We start from the raw sequence: 17,035 nt of genomic DNA, 5'->3' as shown, positions 1-17,035 counted from the left end.
GGATCAGTCCACCGTCACGTAATCGGGGCCGGAGTAACGGCCGGTGCTGAGCTTCTGGCGCTGCATCAGCAGGTCGTTCAGCAGGCTGGAGGCGCCGAAGCGGAACCAGTGGTTGTCCAGCCAGTCCTCGCCCGCGGTCTCGTTCACCAGTACCAGGAACTTGACCGCGTCCTTGGACGTGCGGATGCCGCCGGCCGGCTTCACGCCGATCTGCACGCCGGTCTGCGCGCGGAAGTCGCGCACCGCCTCCAGCATCAGCAGGGTGTTGGCGGGCGTGGCGTTCGTCCCGACCTTGCCGGTCGAGGTCTTGATGAAGTCGGCGCCCGCCAGCATGCCGAGCCAGGAGGCGCGGCGGATGTTGTCGTACGTGGACAGCTCGCCGGTCTCGAAGATCACCTTCAGGCGGGCGTCGGGGCCGTCGGCCCGTGCGCACTCCGCCTTCACGGCGAGGATCTCCTCGTACACCTTCAGATAGCGGCCGGAGAGGAACGCGCCCCGGTCGATCACCATGTCGATCTCGTCGGCCCCGGCGGCCACGGCGTCACGGACGTCCGCGAGCTTGACGTCGAGCGCGGCTCGGCCGGCCGGGAAGGCCGTCGCCACGGAGGCCACCTTCACACCGGAGCCGGCCAGCGCGGCGACGGCGGTCGCCGCCATGTCGGGGTAGACACAGACCGCCGCGGTGCGCGGGGCCGTGCGGTCGGTCGGGTCGGGATTGACGGCCTTGGCGGCGAGGGCCCGGACCTTGCCCGGGGTGTCCGCGCCTTCCAGCGTCGTCAGGTCGATCATCGAGATGGCCAGGTCGATGGCGTACGCCTTGGCCGTCGTCTTGATCGAACGGGTTCCGAGGGACGCGGCGCGTGCTTCGAGGCCGACGGCGTCGACGCCGGGCAGCCCGTGCAGGAAGCGGCGCAGCGCACTGTCGGACGCGGTCGCGTCGGAGAATGCAGGAGCTGTGGTGGGCATGGTCACCAGAGGAGCATATCTACGCGCGTAGCGACCTGTACAGGGGGACCACCTCTCCGCGCGGGGCGCGGTCCGCCGGGCAGCCCCATGCCTCCGTCAGGCAGAATCGGGCCCATGACGAGCCCCACACCACCCGCCGAGCCGGTCTACGCCGACCGGACCTTCCGCTCGCCCGCCGGGATCGTCGGGGGTGTCCTGCTGCTCCTGCTCATCTGTTGGATCGGCGGGGACGCCCTGATCAGGGGGGACGGCCGGGTGCCGTGGCTGGCGCTGGCCGGGATGCTGACCGCGGTGCCGATGGTCGTCGCCTTCACGCTGCGGCCGGTCGTGCTCGCCAACGAGCAGCGGATCCGGATCCGTAACCCGTTCCGGACGATCGGCATGCCGTGGACCGAGGTCGCGGATCTGCGGGCCGGGTACTCGTGCGAGCTGTTCACCGAGGGCGGCGCCAAGTACCAGCTCTGGGCCGTACCGGTGTCGCTGCGGCAGCGGAAGAAGGCGGCCCGGCAGCAGTCCCGGCGGTCGCTGGACGACCCGTACGACCGTACGTCCGTGCACGCCGACGTCCGCGACACCAAGGCCCGGACCGCGACGGCCGACCAGACCATGGCCGACCTGCGGGAGCTGGCGGAGCGGGCGAAGGAGGGCGGTGCGGGCGCCGCCGCGGGGTCCGCGGAGTCGTCGGTGTCGGTGCGCTGGGCGTTCGAGGTGATCGCTCCGGCGGTGGTGGGCGCGCTGCTGCTGGTGGTGCTGCTCGCGACCGGCTGAGGCGGGCCGCAGTACCCGCGTACGGCGGCCGGGCGTCGTCGTACGCACGCGGGCGATCAGCGACTCCGGCCGCCGCATCGCGTCCGGCACCCCGGGCGACGACGGGCCGCCCCGGAATGTCACGAGGTGCGCCCGGTCGGTCCGCTGCCGGGCCCTGCGCGCGCATGAACCCGTGGCTCCGCTCCACCTCCGCCACATGCGGCGCGCAGCTCCGGTGCCACGCGTCCTGCCTGTGCCTCTGCGCCGCGCGGTGCTCGGCGTCGCTCCGTGGCGGCCCGGCTCTCCTCCGGCTTCCGGAAGCGGTCACCGGCCTGCCGGCTCACGGAACGGCGCGAGGGACGGGGAGCACCGGGGCGGACGTAGGCCGACGCGGCATCAGTCCTCCGGTAGCCGGCCCCAGAAGTGGTTGACGATGTCGTCGATGTAGCGTCGCCCGATTTCGCCGGAGGCGGTGGTGCCACCGGCTCGGCTGAGGGTGGCGGCCATGATCGTCTGGTACTCGTGGTGCATGTCGCGCAGGGGTCCCTGGAGCGCGCGTCGGTCCGTGGAGATGAGGCGGGCGATGGCGCGGATGTGGGCCTGCCAGCGGGTGGAGACGGCTTCGGCGAGGAGGCGGGCGAGTTCGTCCTCCAGGCCGGTGATGGCGACGAAGTCGCGTGGGGGGAGTTTGAGGAGGTCGCCGAGGCTGGCGGACTGTCTCTTGTCGCCGGCCCACTGGCCGGTTTCTTCCATGCGGTGGTAGGCGTCGAGGTCGACGCCGGTGGCGCGGGCGACGTCCTCGGCGGCCAGTCCGCGGGCGAGGCGGTGTTCCCGCAAGGTGCGGGGAGCGCCCATGAGTTCGTGGGGGTTGCACCACAGGGCGCCGGCCAGTGCGGTGAGTTCGCTGGGGGTGGGCAGCGCGGTGCCGCGTTCCCACGCGGTGATGTGGTCGGGCGTGATGTGGGTCGTGCCGTAGGAGGCGCGCATGCCGTAAGCGACGTGGCCGGGGGCCATCCCGAGTTTCTCGCGCAGGATGCGGGCGGCGCGCGCGTTGAAGGGGAGCGGTGGATGCACGGACCGAGAGTAAGGAGTTACCAGGGGTGAACTCCATGGCCCGTGTCGCCCGCATCCCGGTTTGGCTGGATAGGTCGTCGGCGATTTTGGAGGAACCGACAGGGGCGGTGCGAGAAGGACAAGCAATCGATACCGCAAAGCAATTGAGAAAACGCCCCTGCCGCGTAAGATCCGCTGCCCAGGCGCCGTATGTGTGTTCGCACAAGCGATTTATGTACTCCGGCGCCACCGCCATGTTTTCCCTCGTACTTGCAGCTCCAGGAGACACAGTCATGCACACCAGCACGACAGGCTCGGCTGAAGCGCCGACGACCGGATCCGGTGGCCCGGTCAACCGGTTCTTCCGTATAGGTGAACGCGGCTCGACCTTCGGCCGTGAGATACGTGGTGGATTCGCCACCTTCTTCACGATGGCGTACATCCTCGTACTCAACCCGATCATCCTCAGCAGCACCGAGGACAAGTTCGGTCATCAGCTGGACGCCGGCCAATTGGCCACCGCCACGGCACTGGTGGCCGCGGTGATGACCGTGATCATGGGTGTGGGCGGCAACCTGCCGCTCGCCCTGGCCGCGGGCCTGGGTCTCAACGCTGTCACCGCCTTCCAGATCGCCCCGCTGATGGGCTGGGACGACGCGATGGGCCTCATCGTGCTCGAAGGCCTGCTGATCTGCGTACTGGTGATGACCGGTCTGCGCGAGGCGATCATGCACGCCATCCCGCAGCCCCTCAAGCAGGCCATCAGCGTCGGCATCGGCCTGTTCATCGCCTTCATCGGCTTCGTGGACTCCGGGTTCGTCACCCGCATCCCCGACGCCGCGAACACCACTGTTCCCGTTCAGATCGGCACGGGCGCCCTCACCGGCTGGCCCATGCTCGTCTTCTGTCTCGGCGTGCTGATGACGATCGTCCTCCTGGCCCGCAAGGTGCAGGGTGCCATCCTCATCAGCATCATCGTGATGACCGTCGTCGCCGTCGTCATCAACTCGATCGCCGACATCAAGTCCTGGGGTCTGACCGAGCCGTCGCTGCCCGACAAGCCCGTCGCCTCACCCGACTTCGCGCTCCTGGGCAATTTCGATCTGTTCGGCTCGTTCGGTCAGGTCAGCGTGCTGACCGTCGTCCTGCTCGTCTTCACCCTCCTGCTGTCCGACTTCTTCGACACGATGGGCACCGTCGTCGGCATCACCGCGGAAGCCGGACTCCTCGACGAGCGCGGCCAGGTCCCCGGCCTGGGCCGGGTGCTGCTGATCGACGGCGCGGCCGCCGTCGTCGGCGGTGCCGCCTCCGCCTCGTCCGCCACCACGTACATCGAGTCCGCCGCAGGTGTCGGCGAAGGCGCGCGCACCGGGTTCGCCAACCTCATCACCGGCGGTCTGTTCGCCCTCGCCCTCTTCTTCACCCCCGTGCTCACCATCGTGCCCCTCCAGGCGGCGGCCCCCGCCCTCATCGCCGTCGGGTTCCTGATGATGACCCAGGTGAAGCACATCGACTGGGACCGGTACGAAGTCGCGATCCCCGCCTTCCTGACCATCGCGGTCATGCCGTTCACGTACTCCATCACCAACGGCATCGGCGCCGGCTTCGTCTCCTACGTGGTCATCAAGGCGTGCCTGGGCAAGGCCCGCGAAGTCCACTGGCTGCTCTGGGGCACCGCGGCGCTCTTCCTCGTCTACTTCGCCATCGACCCGCTGGAGCAGCTGCTCGGCACCAAGTAGCCGCACGGGCACCCGCGATCGGGGTACGACGCGGTGGACCCGGAACGGAGCGGGGGACGGCCCGGTGGACGCGGTGTGCTCGCACATCACGTCCACCGGGCCGTCCCCCGCTCGTACGGGCGCCCGGCCCCGGCCCCCGGCCGCGCCGGGCGTCCGGGGGCCGGACGTGGAGCCGGTCGTCGCGGCCGCTCAGATCCCGGCCGCGGCCGCCAGATCGCGCTTGATCCCGTCGAGCAGCTCGGCCCCCCTGGCCCGGGCCGCCGGCAGTTCGTCCGCCGAACCGACCGGCACCACGACCTCCAGATAGCACTTGAGCTTCGGCTCGGTGCCGCTCGGGCGGACGATCACCCGCGCGCCCCGGAGGTGGTAGCGGAGCCCGTCGGTGGGCGGCAGCTCGGCGGTGCCCCGCGCCAGGTCCTCGGCCGAGGTGACGGCGAGGCCCGCGAGCGCGGCCGGCGGCTGCTCGCGCAGCCGTGCCATGGCGTCGGAGATGACCGACAGGTCCTTCACCCGGACCGACAGCTGGTCGGTGGCGTGCAGCCCGTGGGCGACCGCGAGGTCGTCGAGGAGATCGAGCAGCGTGCGCCCCTGCTCCTTGAGCACGGAGGCGAGCTCGGCGACGAGCAGCGCGGCCGTGATCCCGTCCTTGTCGCGTACGCCCTCGGGGTCGACGCAGTAGCCGAGCGCCTCCTCGTACCCGTAGCGCAGTCCGTCCACCCGGGCGATCCACTTGAAGCCGGTCAGCGTCTCCTCGTGGCCGAGCCCCGCCTTCCGGGCGATCCGGCCGAGCAGCGAGGACGACACGATCGACTCGGCGAAGACGCCGCTCACGCCCCGGGCCACCAGATGGGCGGCGAGCAGCGCCCCGACCTCGTCGCCGCGCAGCATCCGCCAGCCGCCCTCGGCGGCGGGGTCCGGGACGGCGACGGCGCAGCGGTCCGCGTCCGGGTCGTTGGCGATGACGATGTCGGGGTCGGTGCGGCGCGCGGTCGCGAAGGCGAGGTCCATCGCGCCGGGCTCCTCCGGATTGGGGAAGGCGACGGTGGGGAACGCCGGGTCGGGCTCGGCCTGTTCGGCGACGAGCACCGGAGCGGGGAACCCGGCCCGCTCGAAGGCGGCGGTCAGCACGGACGCGCCGACACCGTGCATCGCGGTGTACACGACCCGGGCGGTGCGCGGCGAACCGGCGGAGAGCACGGTGTCCGTACGCGCCAGGTAGGCCGCCAGGACCTCGTCGCCGAGGGTCTCCCAGCCGCCTTCGGGGCGGTCCACGCCGTCGAGCGGGCCGACCGCGGCGATCTCGGCGGCGATCTCGGCGTCCGCCGGGGGGACGATCTGTGAGCCGTCGCCGAGATAGACCTTGTAGCCGTTGTCGCGCGGCGGGTTGTGGCTGGCGGTCACCTCGACGCCCGCGACGGCGCCCAGGTGCCGTATGGCGTACGCCAGCACGGGGGTGGGGAGCGGGCGGGGGAGCACCGCCGCCCGCAGGCCCGCGCCGGTCATCACGGCCGCGGTGTCGCGGGCGAAGTCGGCGGACCTGTACCGGGCGTCGTACCCGATGACGACGAGCCCGCCACCCTGCCCCTGCGCCTTGAGGTGGGCGGCGAGCCCGGCCGCGGCGCGGATGACGACGGAACGGTTCATCCGCATCGGCCCGGCCCCCAGCTCACCGCGGAGCCCGGCGGTGCCGAACTGCAGGGTGCCGGCGAACCGTGCGGCGAGCTCTTCGGCACTCCCGGATTCGATGAGCCCGGCGAGCTCGGCGCGGGTCTCGGGATCGGGGTCCTCCGCGAGCCACGTCCTGGCCTGCGCGATGAGGTCCTGCTGCACGGTTTCCGCCTTCCTGCGGGTGGGTCGTGGGTGGGTGCGCGATCCGGCCGCGGCCGGTCAGATGCGTTCGAGGACCCGGGCCAGCAGCGCGCCCATGCGCGTGGCGGAGTCCCGGCCCGCCTGGAGCACCTCTTCGTGGTTGAGCGGCTCCCCGCTCAGCCCCGCCGCGAGGTTCGTGACCAGCGAGATGCCCAGCACCTCGGCGCCCGCCTCGCGTGCGGCGATGGCCTCCAGCACGGTGGACATGCCGACCAGGTCGCCGCCCATGACCCGGACCATGTTGATCTCGGCCGGCGTCTCGTAGTGCGGGCCGGGGAACTGCACGTACACACCCTCTTCGAGGGTCTCGTCGACCTCCTTGCACAGTGCGCGCAGCCGCGGCGAGTACAGGTCGGTCAGGTCGACGAAGTTGGCGCCGACGATGGGGGAGGCCGCCGTCAGGTTGATGTGGTCGCTGATCAGCACCGGCTGACCGGGGCGCATGCCCTCGCGCAGACCGCCGCAGCCGTTCGTCAGGACGACGGTCCCGCACCCGGCCGCGACGGCGGTACGGACCCCGTGCGCGACGGCGGCGACGCCCCGGCCCTCGTAGAAGTGGGTGCGGCCGAGGAAGACCAGGACCCGCTTCTCACCGATCCGGTACGAGCGGATCGTCCCGCCGTGCCCCTGCACGGCGGGCGCCGGGAAACCGGGCAGCTCGGTCACCGGGAACTCGGCCTCCGGAGCGCCGAGCGCATCGCCCGCGGGCGCCCAGCCGGAACCCATCACGAGCGCGACGTCGTGGGTCTCGGCACCGGTCAGCTCGCGCAGGCGGGCGGCGGCGTCGGCGGCGGCCGCGTACGGGTCGCCCTGGATGTTGTCCGGAATAACTGATGAGTTCACGCGGATGAGGGTAACCGGTGATTCCCTACGCGCGTAGATGCCCATGGGCAGAGTCTGTACGCAGTTGCTTGTACATTCACACAAAAGTGCTGGCCGGCCCGGTCAGCAGGGGTGCTTGCGGAGTTCCATCACATAGTCGTGCGGCGCGCCCGCGGACTCCGCGGCATCGGCGATCTCGCCCAGGTACCGCGCGGACGGAAGCCCGCCCTCGTAGCCGTTCAGCACGTACATCCAGGCCGGCTCCTCGCCGTCCAGGGTGTGCACCCGCACCCGCATCCGCCGGTAGATGTCGAGGCCGACACCCTCCCACCGGTCCATGGAGTCCTCGTCCATCGGAGCCAGGTCGTACAGCGCGACGAAGACCTGGGAACGGGGCGCCTCCACCACGGTGGCCAGCGCGCCCTCCCAGCCCATCTGCTCCCCGCCGAAAGTCAGCCGCCAGCCGTTGAGCCAGCCCGTGCCGCGCAGCGGGGAATGCGGTGCGCGGCGCGTCATCAGCCGCGCGTCGAGGTTGCCGGCGTACGCGGCGTAGAGCGACATGGGTTCGAGGGTACGGGAGGTGGCGGGAGGAACGTCGATTCCGGTCGGAAGACCACTCGCGGGGTTCCGCTTCCCGCTCCTGGGCCCCGGCGCGCACGCCCCGGCGCACGTATGGAGGGCCCCGGGGCGAAGCACCTTGGCGCGTGCGGGACAATGAAGTACGTACTGCATTCCCCCGGGGCGCTCCCCCGGACCCCCGGCCGGGGCAGCAGACGGCCGCGGGATGACATACGCGAGGCGGACTTTTCGTGACCCGGATCGTGATCATCGGCGGCGGACCCGGCGGCTACGAGGCGGCACTGGTGGGCGCCCAGCTCGGCGCGGAGGTGACCGTCGTCGACTGCGACGGCCTCGGCGGCGCGTCCGTGCTCACCGACTGCGTGCCCTCCAAGACCCTGATCGCGACGGCGGAGGTGATGACCACCTTCGACTCCTCGTACGAGGAGCTGGGCATCATCGTCGCGGACGACACCCCGCACATCGAGCAGGCCGCCCGGGTGGTCGGCGTCGACCTGGGCAAGGTCAACCGACGGGTGAAGCGCCTGGCGCTCGCCCAGTCCCACGACATCACCGCCTCCGTCACCCGCGCCGGCGCCCGCGTGATGCGTGGCCGCGGCCGTCTGGAGGGCCTCCAGGCCGCCGACGGCTCCCGCAAGGTCGTCGTCACCGCCGCCGACGGCACCGAGGAGACGCTCACCGCCGACGCCGTGCTGATCGCGACCGGCGGCCACCCCCGGGAGATCCCGGACGCGCTCCCCGACGGCGAGCGGATCCTGAACTGGACCCAGGTCTACGACCTCGACGAGCTGCCCGAGGAGCTCATCGTGGTCGGCTCCGGCGTGACCGGCGCCGAGTTCGCGGGCGCCTACCAGGCGCTCGGCTCGCGCGTCACCCTCGTCTCCTCCCGCGACCGGGTGCTGCCGGGCGAGGACCCGGACGCGGCCGCCGTGCTGGAGGACGTCTTCCGGCGCCGTGGCATGAACGTCATGGCCCGCTCCCGCGCCCAGGCCGCCAAGCGCGTCGGTGACCGGGTCGAGGTCACCCTCGCCGACGGCCGGGTCATCTCCGGTTCGCACTGCCTCATGGCGGTCGGCGCGATCCCCAACAGTGCGGGCATGGGCCTGGAGGAAGCCGGGGTCCGGCTCAAGGAGTCCGGCCACATCTGGACCGACAAGGTCTCCCGCACCAGCGCCCCGGGCGTGTACGCGGCCGGTGACGTCACCGGGATCTTCGCCCTCGCCTCGGTCGCCGCCATGCAGGGCCGGATCGCGATGTACCACTTCCTCGGTGACGCGGTGGCCCCGCTGGACCTGAAGACGGTCTCCTCGAACGTCTTCACCGACCCCGAGATCGCCACCGTCGGCTACACCCAGGCCGATGTCGACGCGGGCAAGATCGACGCCCGGGCGGTCAAGCTGCCGCTGCTGCGCAACCCGCGCGCCAAGATGCAGGGCATCCGCGACGGCTTCGTCAAGATCTTCTGCCGGCCCGGCACCGGAATCGTGGTCGGCGGCTGTGTCGTCGCGCCGCGCGCGAGCGAGCTCATCCACCCCATCTCGATCGCGGTCGACAACAATTTGACGGTGGAACAGATCGCAAACACTTTCACCGTGTATCCGTCCCTGTCGGGTTCGATCGCGGAAGTGGCCAGGCAGTTGCACACCCGTAAGCGAGCGGGCGAGGCGTAAGCGCTTTCGAGGACCGGCAATCCCCGGCATCTCCCGGCAACTCGGGCGGTCCGGTGATCGCCGTCCGGTCAGTACGGAACAACAACGGGGCCGCCTATATCACTTGGCGGCCCCTTGTATGTACAACTTCCGCTATTCGGAGCAAATCGCTGAAACCACTCGGGCGATCACGTTACTGTCAGTTTCGTGTTCGCTGCAGAACGTCGTCAGTTGATCCTCGAAATGGTGCGTGCCAACGGGGCGGTATCGCTCCGTGAGCTCGCCCGCGTCGTCCAGACCTCCGAAGTGACCGTACGGCGGGACGTGCGGGCACTGGAGGCAGAAGGACTCCTCGACCGCCGGCACGGCGGTGCGGTACTGCCGGGCGGTTTCACGCGGGACTCCGGCATTCCGCAGAAATCCCATCTCGCCACCGCGGAGAAGACGGCCATCGCCGACCTGGCCGCCGGCCTCGTGGAGGAAGGTGAGGCCATCGTCGTCGGTGCCGGTACGACCACGCAGGAGCTGGCCCGCCGGCTCGCGCGGATCCCCGGTCTGACCGTCGTCACCAACTCCCTGCTGGTCGCCCAGGCGCTGGCCCATGCCAACCGGGTGGAGGTGGTGATGACCGGCGGTACGCTGCGCGGCTCCAACTACGCCCTGGTGGGCAGCGGTGCCGAGCAGTCCCTCCAGGGGCTGCGGGTCTCTCGCGCGTTCCTCTCCGGGAGCGGGCTCACCGCGGAGCGCGGCCTCTCCACGTCCAACATGCTCTCCGCGAGCGTGGACCGGGCGCTGGTGCAGGCCGCAGCCGAGGTGGTGGTCCTGGCCGACCACACCAAGCTCGGCTCCGACACCATGTTCCAGACGGTGCCGACCGACCTCGTCACCCGCCTGGTGACGGACGAACCTCCCGGCAACGACGACCGCGCCGCCACCGAGCTGCAGGCCCTCGCCGACCAGGGGGTTCAGATCGCGGTGGCCGGGTCGGGAAGCGGCACCGCGACGCCCGAGCCCCTTCCGCACGGGCGGCAGGGCCGCCGGGACATGCCGCTGCCCGGACAGCGCCGGACACACGGGGGCGGGCCCGGCCCGCAGCAGCTGCGGAGCACGGCGTCCCTGTCGGAGTCGGGCCAGGGGCCGGGAGACCGGGCGAGAGTCGCGGATCTGCGACGCCGGTAGGACCCGGGGACGAGAATTCAGCCTCGCCGGTGTGCGGGGCAAGGGGCCGGGACCCGGGGGGAGCCCGGTCACGGGAAGGGGCGGGCAGGGGAACAGGTCCGTACGGCGGACCGCAGAGCCTGCCCCGAACCGCCTGCGGCTGCCCAGCCCCTCAACCCACCAGCCCCCTCAACCGCCCTCCGCGTTCGGCCCCTTCAGCCCCTGCAGGGTCAGCATCAGCAGCCGCCCCGCCAACTCCGGGTCGTCCGGCGACTGTTCGGCGGCGAGCGCGATCGCGTTCGTCAGCTGCATCAGGTCGTCGATCGACACGTCCGGCCGCACCGACCCGCCCGCCTGCGCCCGCGCCAGCAGCACCGCCCCGGCTTCGCGCAACGGCACATTGCACTGGGCCAGGGCCGAAGTCTCGTCCCTCGACGTCGACATGAGCGCCTGCGCCAGTCCCCGGTACTCACCCGCGTGGGTGATGATCGCGCCCAGCCACTCCACCAGGCCCGCGCACGGCTGCCGCGCCCCCGCGAGCTCGCGGGAACGGGCGATCAGGGACGTCAGGGCCTCCTGGAAGACCGCGCTCATCAGCGCGTGCCGGTTCGGGAAGTGCCGGTACAGCGTGCCGATCCCCACCCCCGCGCGCCGCGCGACGTCCTCCAGGGACGCGTCGGTGCCGTGCTCCGCGAAGGCGGTCCGGGCCTCGTTCAGCAGCCGGTCGTAATTCCGGCGCGCGTCGGCCCGCATGGGCCGGGGCGGCGTCTGTGCCGTACTGATCGCCATGGCGCGGTCGTCCCTTCTTCCGCCTCGGGGTCCAGGATGCCACCGCGCGTCAGCGGGAGTGACCGTACGACCGGGCCCCCGCGCAGTCGTACGACTGCGCGGGGGCCCCGGGGTGGTGCGGATACTGCGGCGGTCAGTCCTTGATCTCGCAGATGACGGCGCCGGAGGAGACCGAGCTGCCGACCTCGGCGGCGAGGCCCTTGATGGTGCCGGAGCGGTGCGCGTTGAGCGGCTGCTCCATCTTCATGGCCTCCAGGACGACGATCAGGTCGCCCTCCTGGACCTCCTGACCCTCCTCGACGGCGATCTTGACGATGGTGCCCTGCATCGGGGACGCCAGGGTGTCGCCGGAGACCGCGGAGCCGGACTTCTTCGCGGCGCGGCGCTTGGGCTTGGCGCCCGCGGCGAGTCCGGTGCGGGCCAGGCTCATGCCGAGCGAGGAGGGGAGGGAGACCTCCAGGCGCTTGCCGCCCACCTCGACCACGACCGTCTCACGGCCGGCCTCCTCCTCGGCCTCCGTGTCGGCGGTGGCGGTGAAGGGCTTGATGTCGTTGACGAACTCGGTCTCGATCCAGCGCGTGTGGACCTGGAACGGTTCGCTGGTGAACGCCGGGTCGACGACGACCGCGCGGTGGAACGGGATGGCAGTGGCCATGCCCTCCACATTGAACTCGGCCAGCGCACGGGCGGCGCGCTGGAGCGCCTGCTCGCGGGTCGCGCCGGTCACGATCAGCTTCGCCAGCAGCGAGTCCCAGGCGGGGCCGATGACGGAGCCGGACTCCACGCCCGCGTCGAGGCGGACACCGGGGCCGGTCGGCGGGGCGAACGTGGTGACGGTGCCCGGGGCGGGCAGGAAGCCGCGGCCCGGGTCCTCGCCGTTGATCCGGAACTCGAAGGAGTGCCCGCGCACGGCCGGGTCGTCGTAGCCCAGCTCCTCGCCGTCGGCGATGCGGAACATCTCGCGTACGAGGTCGAGGCCGCTGACCTCCTCGGTCACCGGGTGCTCGACCTGGAGGCGGGTGTTGACCTCCAGGAAGGAGATCGTGCCGTCGGTGCCGACCAGGAACTCCACCGTGCCGGCGCCGACGTAGCCGGCCTCCTTCAGGATGGCCTTGGACGCCGCGTACAGCTCCGCGTTCTGCGCGTCGGACAGGAAGGGGGCCGGTGCCTCCTCGACCAGCTTCTGGTGGCGGCGCTGGAGCGAGCAGTCACGGGTGGAGACCACGACGACGTTGCCGTGGCTGTCGGCCAGGCACTGGGTCTCGACGTGGCGCGGCCGGTCCAGGTAGCGCTCCACGAAGCACTCGCCCCGGCCGAACGCCGCGACGGCCTCACGGACGGCGGAGTCGTACAGCTCCGGGATCTCCTCCAGCGTGCGGGCCACCTTCAGCCCGCGACCGCCGCCGCCGAAGGCGGCCTTGATCGCGATCGGCAGCCCGTGCTCCTCGGCGAACGCCACGACCTCGGCGGAACCCTCGACCGGATCGGGCGTGCCGGCCACCAGCGGAGCCCCGGCGCGCTGCGCGATGTGCCGGGCGGCGACCTTGTCGCCGAGGTCCCGGATCGCCTGCGGCGGCGGGCCGATCCACGTCAGACCGGCATCCAGCACGGCCTGCGCGAACTCGGCGTTCTCCGACAGGAAGCCGTAGCCCGGGTGGATCGCGTCGGCACCGGAGTCCTTGGCAGCCTGGAGCACCTTGGCCATGTCCAGGTAGCTGGCGGCCGGGGTGTCACCGCCCAGAGCGAATGCCTCGTCGGCCGCACGCACATGCAGAGCGTCGCGGTCCGGGTCTGCGTAGACGGCCACGCTCCCGATCCCGGCATCCCGGCATGCCCGAGCAACTCGGACAGCAATTTCGCCACGGTTGGCGATGAGCACCTTGCGCACGATGGCTCCCTCCTTGAAACAAGCTGAGTTTAGGGACTACCGACACGGCCTTACGACCCGTCCCCAATGGTGAGCTTGCCCACACAGAGTGTGATTCGAGGCTTGCTCAAGTCGCGAAATCCCTTGTGGCACCACGGTACGCCCGGTTGCATGACCGCACAGTAGCCACAAGGTGTGGTCCAGGTCTCTGTTCGCGCGAGCTGCGACTCCGCGCGTTTCTTTGTCGAGTCCCCACTAATGGGCGAACGATTCTTTGCCCGACGCACGAGGGCCGGGGCAAGGAGGGTGCGGGAACAGTGCGCCCGCGTGCGCCACGAGCGCGGGGCGGAAGCGGAGATCGCCGGACCCTTGTCCGGAGCGTTACCGGTTAGTAGGGTCCGCGCTATCGCACGTACTGCAGGTAACAGGGGGTGAACACCGTGGTGCGCAGACCGGTGGCGTTCGTGGCCGCGATCGCGCTGTTCGTGGAGGCCGTGGGCATCGTGCTCATCAACGCCATCCTGGCGACGGTCGTCAAGAACCAGGACATGTCACTGGCCGGGATGGACCCCGCCGTCATGTCGAACGGCACCTGGGCGATGGGCGGAGTCTTCGGCCTGTACCTGCTGCTGTGCGGCCTGTTCCTGCTGCTGGCCGGCATCCGCGACCGGGCCCCCGGCCGGTTCGCCCGCATCGTCCTGATCATCTGCGCCGTGGTGCACGCGGTGCTGGGCGCGCTGACGGTCGGGCTGGTCGGCTGGGCCGCGTTCGCGGTCATGATGGTGGTGTTCGGGCTGATAGTGCTCACGCTGGTGGCGTACGGCGCCCGGTCCGAGGAACCCGCCGAGGAACCCGCAGCCGACGCCGGAGCGGGCGCTCCGGCGGCCGTCTGACCGGGCGGCGCCCGCCTCAGACCCAGAGCTCGGTGACGGAGATCCCCAGCTCGCCCAGCAGCCGGCGCAGCAGCGGCAGCGAGAGCCCGATGACATTGCCGTGGTCGCCCTCGATGGAGTCGACGAACGGTGCCGAACGGCCGTCCAGGGTGAAGGCGCCGGCGACATGGAGCGGCTCGCCGGTGGCCACGTAGGCGGCGATCTCGGTGTCCGTCGGTTCGCCGAAGCGGACGGTCGTGGAGGCGGTCGCCGATGCGGTACGTCCGGTCGCGGTGTCGATCACGCTGTGGCCCGTCCGCAGCACACCGGCCCGGCCGCGCATGGACTTCCATCGGGCGATGGCCTCCTCGGCGTCGGCCGGCTTGCCGAGCGCCTCGCCGTCGAGTTCGAGCACCGAGTCGCAGCCGATGACCAGGGCGCCCGCCGCCTCCGACCGGCCCGCCACCGACGCGGCCTTGGCCTCGGCGAGCACCAGCGCCAGCTCGGCCGGGGTCGGGGCGCTCAGCGCGTCCTCGTCCACCCCGCTGACGATCACCTCGGGCGCGAAGCCGGCCTGCCTCAGCAGACCGAGGCGGGCGGGGGAGGCGGAGGCGAGTACGAGACGGCGCTGATCATTCATACGGGCCATCGTAGAAGAGCCGCACCGGCCCCGGCCCCGTACGGCGGCCCCGCGGGACCGCCCCTCAGCGCATCCCGACCGCGAACATCGCGACCACCATCGCGAGCGCAAGCACCAGCCCCGCACGACGCATCATGTCCTGGGCGTCGCGCAGTTCCTTCGGCGGCTTGTTCTCGGGGTCGGACCACAGCATGGAAACGATCCTGCTGCCGCGGCCGGCGGCGCGCCTGAGTACGGGTACTCAGCCGCCCTGGTGCGTACGGACCAGATCGCGCCCGGACGCACCGGAGGCCCGGACCCGAAAGGGCCCGGACCTCCGGAAACGCTGTGCGGGGACGCCTTGGCGGCTACCCGGGCCAGTACGTCCTGGCCCAGGCCCGCGGACCCGGCAGATGACGGGTGCGCCGGGCGATGCGTCCCGGGTCGGACCACTGGCCGGGCAGCGCAGACCCGGTGGCCGGTCCACCGGCCGACTCGTCGGACGTCGACGCCGCGGCGCGCGCCCGCACCACCGCCAGTGCGGCTGCCAGCTCCTCCGGGGTCGGGTTGCCCCGTACGACCTTGATCATGGCCAGGACCCTTTCTAGAGGGGGATGTTGCCGTGCTTCTTCGGGGGCAGCGACTCCCGCTTGGTACGCAGCTGGCGCAGCCCCTTCACGATGTGGGCGCGGGTGTCGGACGGCATGATCACCGCGTCGACGTAACCGCGTTCGGCCGCCACGTACGGGTTGAGCAGCGTGTCCTCGTAGTCGGCGATCAGCTCGGCACGGGTGGCGTCCTGATCCTCGGCGGCGGCGATCGTCCGGCGGTGCAGGATGTTCACCGCACCCTGCGCGCCCATCACCGCGATCTGCGCGGTCGGCCAGGCGAGGTTGATGTCGGCGCCGAGGTGCTTGGAGCCCATGACGTCGTACGCGCCGCCGAACGCCTTGCGGGTGATCACCGTGATCAGCGGGACGGTCGCCTCGGCGTAGGCGTAGATCAGCTTGGCGCCGCGGCGGATGATGCCGCCGTACTCCTGGTCGACGCCGGGCAGGAAGCCGGGGACGTCGACGAAGGTCAGCACGGGCACGTTGAAGGCGTCGCAGGTGCGGACGAAGCGCGCGGCCTTCTCGCTCGCGTTGATGTCCAGGCAGCCGGCGAACTGCATCGGCTGGTTGGCGACGATGCCGACCGGGTAGCCCTCGACGCGCCCGAAGCCGGTGATGATGTTCGGCGCGAACAGGGCCTGGGTCTCCAGGAACTCACCGTCGTCCAGCACGTGCTCGATGGCGGAGTGCATGTCGTACGGCTGGTTCGCCGAGTCCGGGATGAGGGTGTCGAGCTCGCGGTCCTCGTCCGTGGTGGCGAGGTCCGCCGTCTCGGGGAAGGCGGGCGCCTCGGACAGGTTGTTCGAAGGCAGGTACGACAGCAGCGACTTGACGTACTCGATGGCGTCCTTCTCGTCGCCCGCCATGTGGTGCGCCACACCGGAGGTGGTGTTGTGGGTGCGGGCGCCGCCGAGCTCCTCGAAGCCGACGTCCTCACCGGTGACCGTCTTGATGACGTCGGGGCCGGTGATGAACATGTGCGAGGTCTGGTCGACCATGACCGTGAAGTCGGTGATCGCGGGGGAGTAGACCGCGCCGCCCGCGCACGGCCCGACGATCAGCGAGATCTGCGGCACGACGCCCGAGGCGTGCACGTTGCGGCGGAAGATCTCGGCGAACAGCCCGAGCGCGGCCACGCCCTCCTGGATCCGGGCGCCACCGCCGTCGTTGATGCCGATGACCGGGCATCCGGTCTTCAGCGCGAAGTCCATCACCTTGACGATTTTCTCACCGTAGACCTCGCCGAGCGAGCCGCCGAAGATGGTGAAGTCCTGCGAGTACACGCAGACGGGGCGGCCGTCGACCGTGCCGTAACCGGTGACGACGCCGTCTCCGTACGGGCGGTTCTTCTCGATGCCGAAGTTGGTCGAGCGGTGCCGGGCGAATTCGTCGAGCTCCACGAAGGAACCCTCGTCGAGCAGCAGTTCGACCCGTTCGCGTGCGGTCAACTTGCCCTTGGCGTGCTGCTTCTCGACCGCGCGCGCGGAGCCCGCGTGCGTCGCCTCGTCGATACGGCGCTGCAGGTCTGCGATCTTGCCCGCGGTGGTGTGGATGTCGGTCTCTTCCGGCTCGGACATCGGGTGGCGGCTCCCTGCCTGGTCACGGGGACGACTGTGCTGCTGATCAGGTACTGAAACACCTACTGATCCGTAGCGTATCGGCGCGGATACGGTTCGGCAGTGCGTCGTTTGCCAC

Annotated in this window: 16 protein-coding genes; 5 read left to right on the top strand and 11 right to left on the bottom strand. The window is 71.0% G+C overall.

Annotated elements, in window-relative coordinates:
* Positions 1 to 3: 3 nt before the first annotated feature.
* Positions 4 to 966, bottom strand: coding sequence for a deoxyribose-phosphate aldolase (gene deoC, locus OHA19_RS15565; protein WP_405721814.1), 963 nt, complete (start codon positions 964 to 966; stop codon positions 4 to 6).
* 114 nt (positions 967 to 1,080) lie between these two features.
* Between deoC and OHA19_RS15560 the strand changes: the two genes are divergently transcribed.
* On the top strand, positions 1,081 to 1,734 hold the full coding sequence (locus OHA19_RS15560; RefSeq protein WP_405716085.1) for a PH domain-containing protein: 654 nt from the start codon (positions 1,081 to 1,083) through the stop codon (positions 1,732 to 1,734).
* A gap of 375 nt (positions 1,735 to 2,109) precedes the next feature.
* Here OHA19_RS15560 and OHA19_RS15555 read toward each other — a convergent pair whose 3' ends face one another.
* Positions 2,110 to 2,787, bottom strand: a complete 678-nt coding sequence (locus OHA19_RS15555) for a helix-turn-helix transcriptional regulator (protein WP_405716087.1) — start codon at positions 2,785 to 2,787, stop codon at positions 2,110 to 2,112.
* Between the two features lie 272 nt (positions 2,788 to 3,059).
* Between OHA19_RS15555 and OHA19_RS15550 the strand changes: the two genes are divergently transcribed.
* Positions 3,060 to 4,505: an NCS2 family permease gene (locus OHA19_RS15550; protein ID WP_405716088.1), complete on the top strand. Its 1,446-nt coding sequence runs from the start codon at positions 3,060 to 3,062 to the stop codon at positions 4,503 to 4,505.
* A 189-nt stretch (positions 4,506 to 4,694) separates the two neighbouring features.
* Here the strand turns inward: OHA19_RS15550 and OHA19_RS15545 are convergent, their stop codons facing one another.
* From OHA19_RS15545 to OHA19_RS15535, 3 genes are all read right to left on the bottom strand, one after another.
* Positions 4,695 to 6,335 carry a phospho-sugar mutase gene (locus OHA19_RS15545; protein ID WP_405750564.1) on the bottom strand — a complete coding sequence of 547 codons (1,641 nt, stop codon included), beginning with the start codon at positions 6,333 to 6,335 and terminating at the stop codon, positions 4,695 to 4,697.
* A 57-nt stretch (positions 6,336 to 6,392) separates the two neighbouring features.
* The gene (locus OHA19_RS15540) at positions 6,393 to 7,217 is read right to left on the bottom strand and encodes a purine-nucleoside phosphorylase (protein WP_405716091.1); all 825 of its coding nucleotides are present in this window, start codon (positions 7,215 to 7,217) and stop codon (positions 6,393 to 6,395) included.
* A gap of 102 nt (positions 7,218 to 7,319) precedes the next feature.
* Positions 7,320 to 7,757 carry a gamma-glutamylcyclotransferase gene (locus OHA19_RS15535; RefSeq protein WP_405716093.1) on the bottom strand — a complete coding sequence of 146 codons (438 nt, stop codon included), beginning with the start codon at positions 7,755 to 7,757 and terminating at the stop codon, positions 7,320 to 7,322.
* A gap of 248 nt (positions 7,758 to 8,005) precedes the next feature.
* On the opposite strand from OHA19_RS15535, the gene OHA19_RS15530 reads away from it, so the two are divergent.
* Positions 8,006 to 9,445 carry an NAD(P)H-quinone dehydrogenase gene (locus OHA19_RS15530; protein WP_405716095.1) on the top strand — a complete coding sequence of 480 codons (1,440 nt, stop codon included), beginning with the start codon at positions 8,006 to 8,008 and terminating at the stop codon, positions 9,443 to 9,445.
* 186 nt (positions 9,446 to 9,631) lie between these two features.
* Positions 9,632 to 10,603: a DeoR/GlpR family DNA-binding transcription regulator gene (locus tag OHA19_RS15525; RefSeq protein ID WP_405716097.1), complete on the top strand. Its 972-nt coding sequence runs from the start codon at positions 9,632 to 9,634 to the stop codon at positions 10,601 to 10,603.
* Positions 10,604 to 10,771: 168 nt separating this feature from the next.
* On the opposite strand, the gene OHA19_RS15520 is transcribed toward OHA19_RS15525, so the two are convergent.
* Positions 10,772 to 11,371 carry a TetR/AcrR family transcriptional regulator gene (locus OHA19_RS15520; protein ID WP_405716099.1) on the bottom strand — a complete coding sequence of 200 codons (600 nt, stop codon included), beginning with the start codon at positions 11,369 to 11,371 and terminating at the stop codon, positions 10,772 to 10,774.
* 133 nt (positions 11,372 to 11,504) lie between these two features.
* Positions 11,505 to 13,259, bottom strand: a complete 1,755-nt coding sequence (locus tag OHA19_RS15515; RefSeq protein WP_405716101.1) for an acetyl/propionyl/methylcrotonyl-CoA carboxylase subunit alpha — start codon at positions 13,257 to 13,259, stop codon at positions 11,505 to 11,507.
* A gap of 410 nt (positions 13,260 to 13,669) precedes the next feature.
* Between OHA19_RS15515 and OHA19_RS15510 the strand changes: the two genes are divergently transcribed.
* A complete protein-coding gene (locus OHA19_RS15510; protein WP_405716103.1) occupies positions 13,670 to 14,131 on the top strand; it encodes a hypothetical protein in 462 nt (153 codons plus the stop codon).
* 16 nt (positions 14,132 to 14,147) lie between these two features.
* Here the strand turns inward: OHA19_RS15510 and OHA19_RS15505 are convergent, their stop codons facing one another.
* From OHA19_RS15505 to OHA19_RS15490, 4 genes are all read right to left on the bottom strand, one after another.
* Entirely contained in the window at positions 14,148 to 14,759 is a 612-nt protein-coding gene (locus tag OHA19_RS15505; RefSeq protein WP_405716104.1) for a Maf family protein, read from the bottom strand.
* Positions 14,760 to 14,814: 55 nt separating this feature from the next.
* The gene (mmpB, locus tag OHA19_RS15500; RefSeq protein WP_397797055.1) at positions 14,815 to 14,943 is read right to left on the bottom strand and encodes a morphogenic membrane protein MmpB; all 129 of its coding nucleotides are present in this window, start codon (positions 14,941 to 14,943) and stop codon (positions 14,815 to 14,817) included.
* Positions 14,944 to 15,097: 154 nt separating this feature from the next.
* Positions 15,098 to 15,319, bottom strand: a complete 222-nt coding sequence (locus OHA19_RS15495; RefSeq protein ID WP_405716106.1) for an acyl-CoA carboxylase epsilon subunit — start codon at positions 15,317 to 15,319, stop codon at positions 15,098 to 15,100.
* A gap of 14 nt (positions 15,320 to 15,333) precedes the next feature.
* Complete coding sequence (locus OHA19_RS15490; protein ID WP_405716107.1) at positions 15,334 to 16,917, bottom strand: acyl-CoA carboxylase subunit beta; 1,584 nt, start codon at positions 16,915 to 16,917, stop codon at positions 15,334 to 15,336.
* Positions 16,918 to 17,035: the final 118 nt, after the last annotated feature.

The organism is Streptomyces sp. NBC_00012, assembly GCF_045040875.1.
GTDB lineage: Bacteria > Actinomycetota > Actinomycetes > Streptomycetales > Streptomycetaceae > Streptomyces.
This window is presented reverse-complemented; position numbering and strand designations above follow the sequence as displayed.

Bases quoted from the DNA above. Each gene is read 5' to 3' on its own strand.
- deoC (WP_405721814.1), bottom strand. From the start codon at position 966: ATGCCCACCACAGCTCCTGCATTCTCCGACGCGACCGCGTCCGACAGT.
- OHA19_RS15560 (WP_405716085.1), top strand. From the start codon at position 1,081: ATGACGAGCCCCACACCACCCGCCGAGCCGGTCTACGCCGACCGGACC.
- OHA19_RS15550 (WP_405716088.1), top strand. From the start codon at position 3,060: ATGCACACCAGCACGACAGGCTCGGCTGAAGCGCCGACGACCGGATCC.
- OHA19_RS15535 (WP_405716093.1), bottom strand. From the start codon at position 7,757: ATGTCGCTCTACGCCGCGTACGCCGGCAACCTCGACGCGCGGCTGATG.
- OHA19_RS15520 (WP_405716099.1), bottom strand. From the start codon at position 11,371: ATGGCGATCAGTACGGCACAGACGCCGCCCCGGCCCATGCGGGCCGAC.
- OHA19_RS15505 (WP_405716104.1), bottom strand. From the start codon at position 14,759: ATGGCCCGTATGAATGATCAGCGCCGTCTCGTACTCGCCTCCGCCTCC.
- mmpB (WP_397797055.1), bottom strand. From the start codon at position 14,943: ATGCTGTGGTCCGACCCCGAGAACAAGCCGCCGAAGGAACTGCGCGAC.
- OHA19_RS15495 (WP_405716106.1), bottom strand. From the start codon at position 15,319: ATGATCAAGGTCGTACGGGGCAACCCGACCCCGGAGGAGCTGGCAGCC.
- OHA19_RS15490 (WP_405716107.1), bottom strand. From the start codon at position 16,917: ATGTCCGAGCCGGAAGAGACCGACATCCACACCACCGCGGGCAAGATC.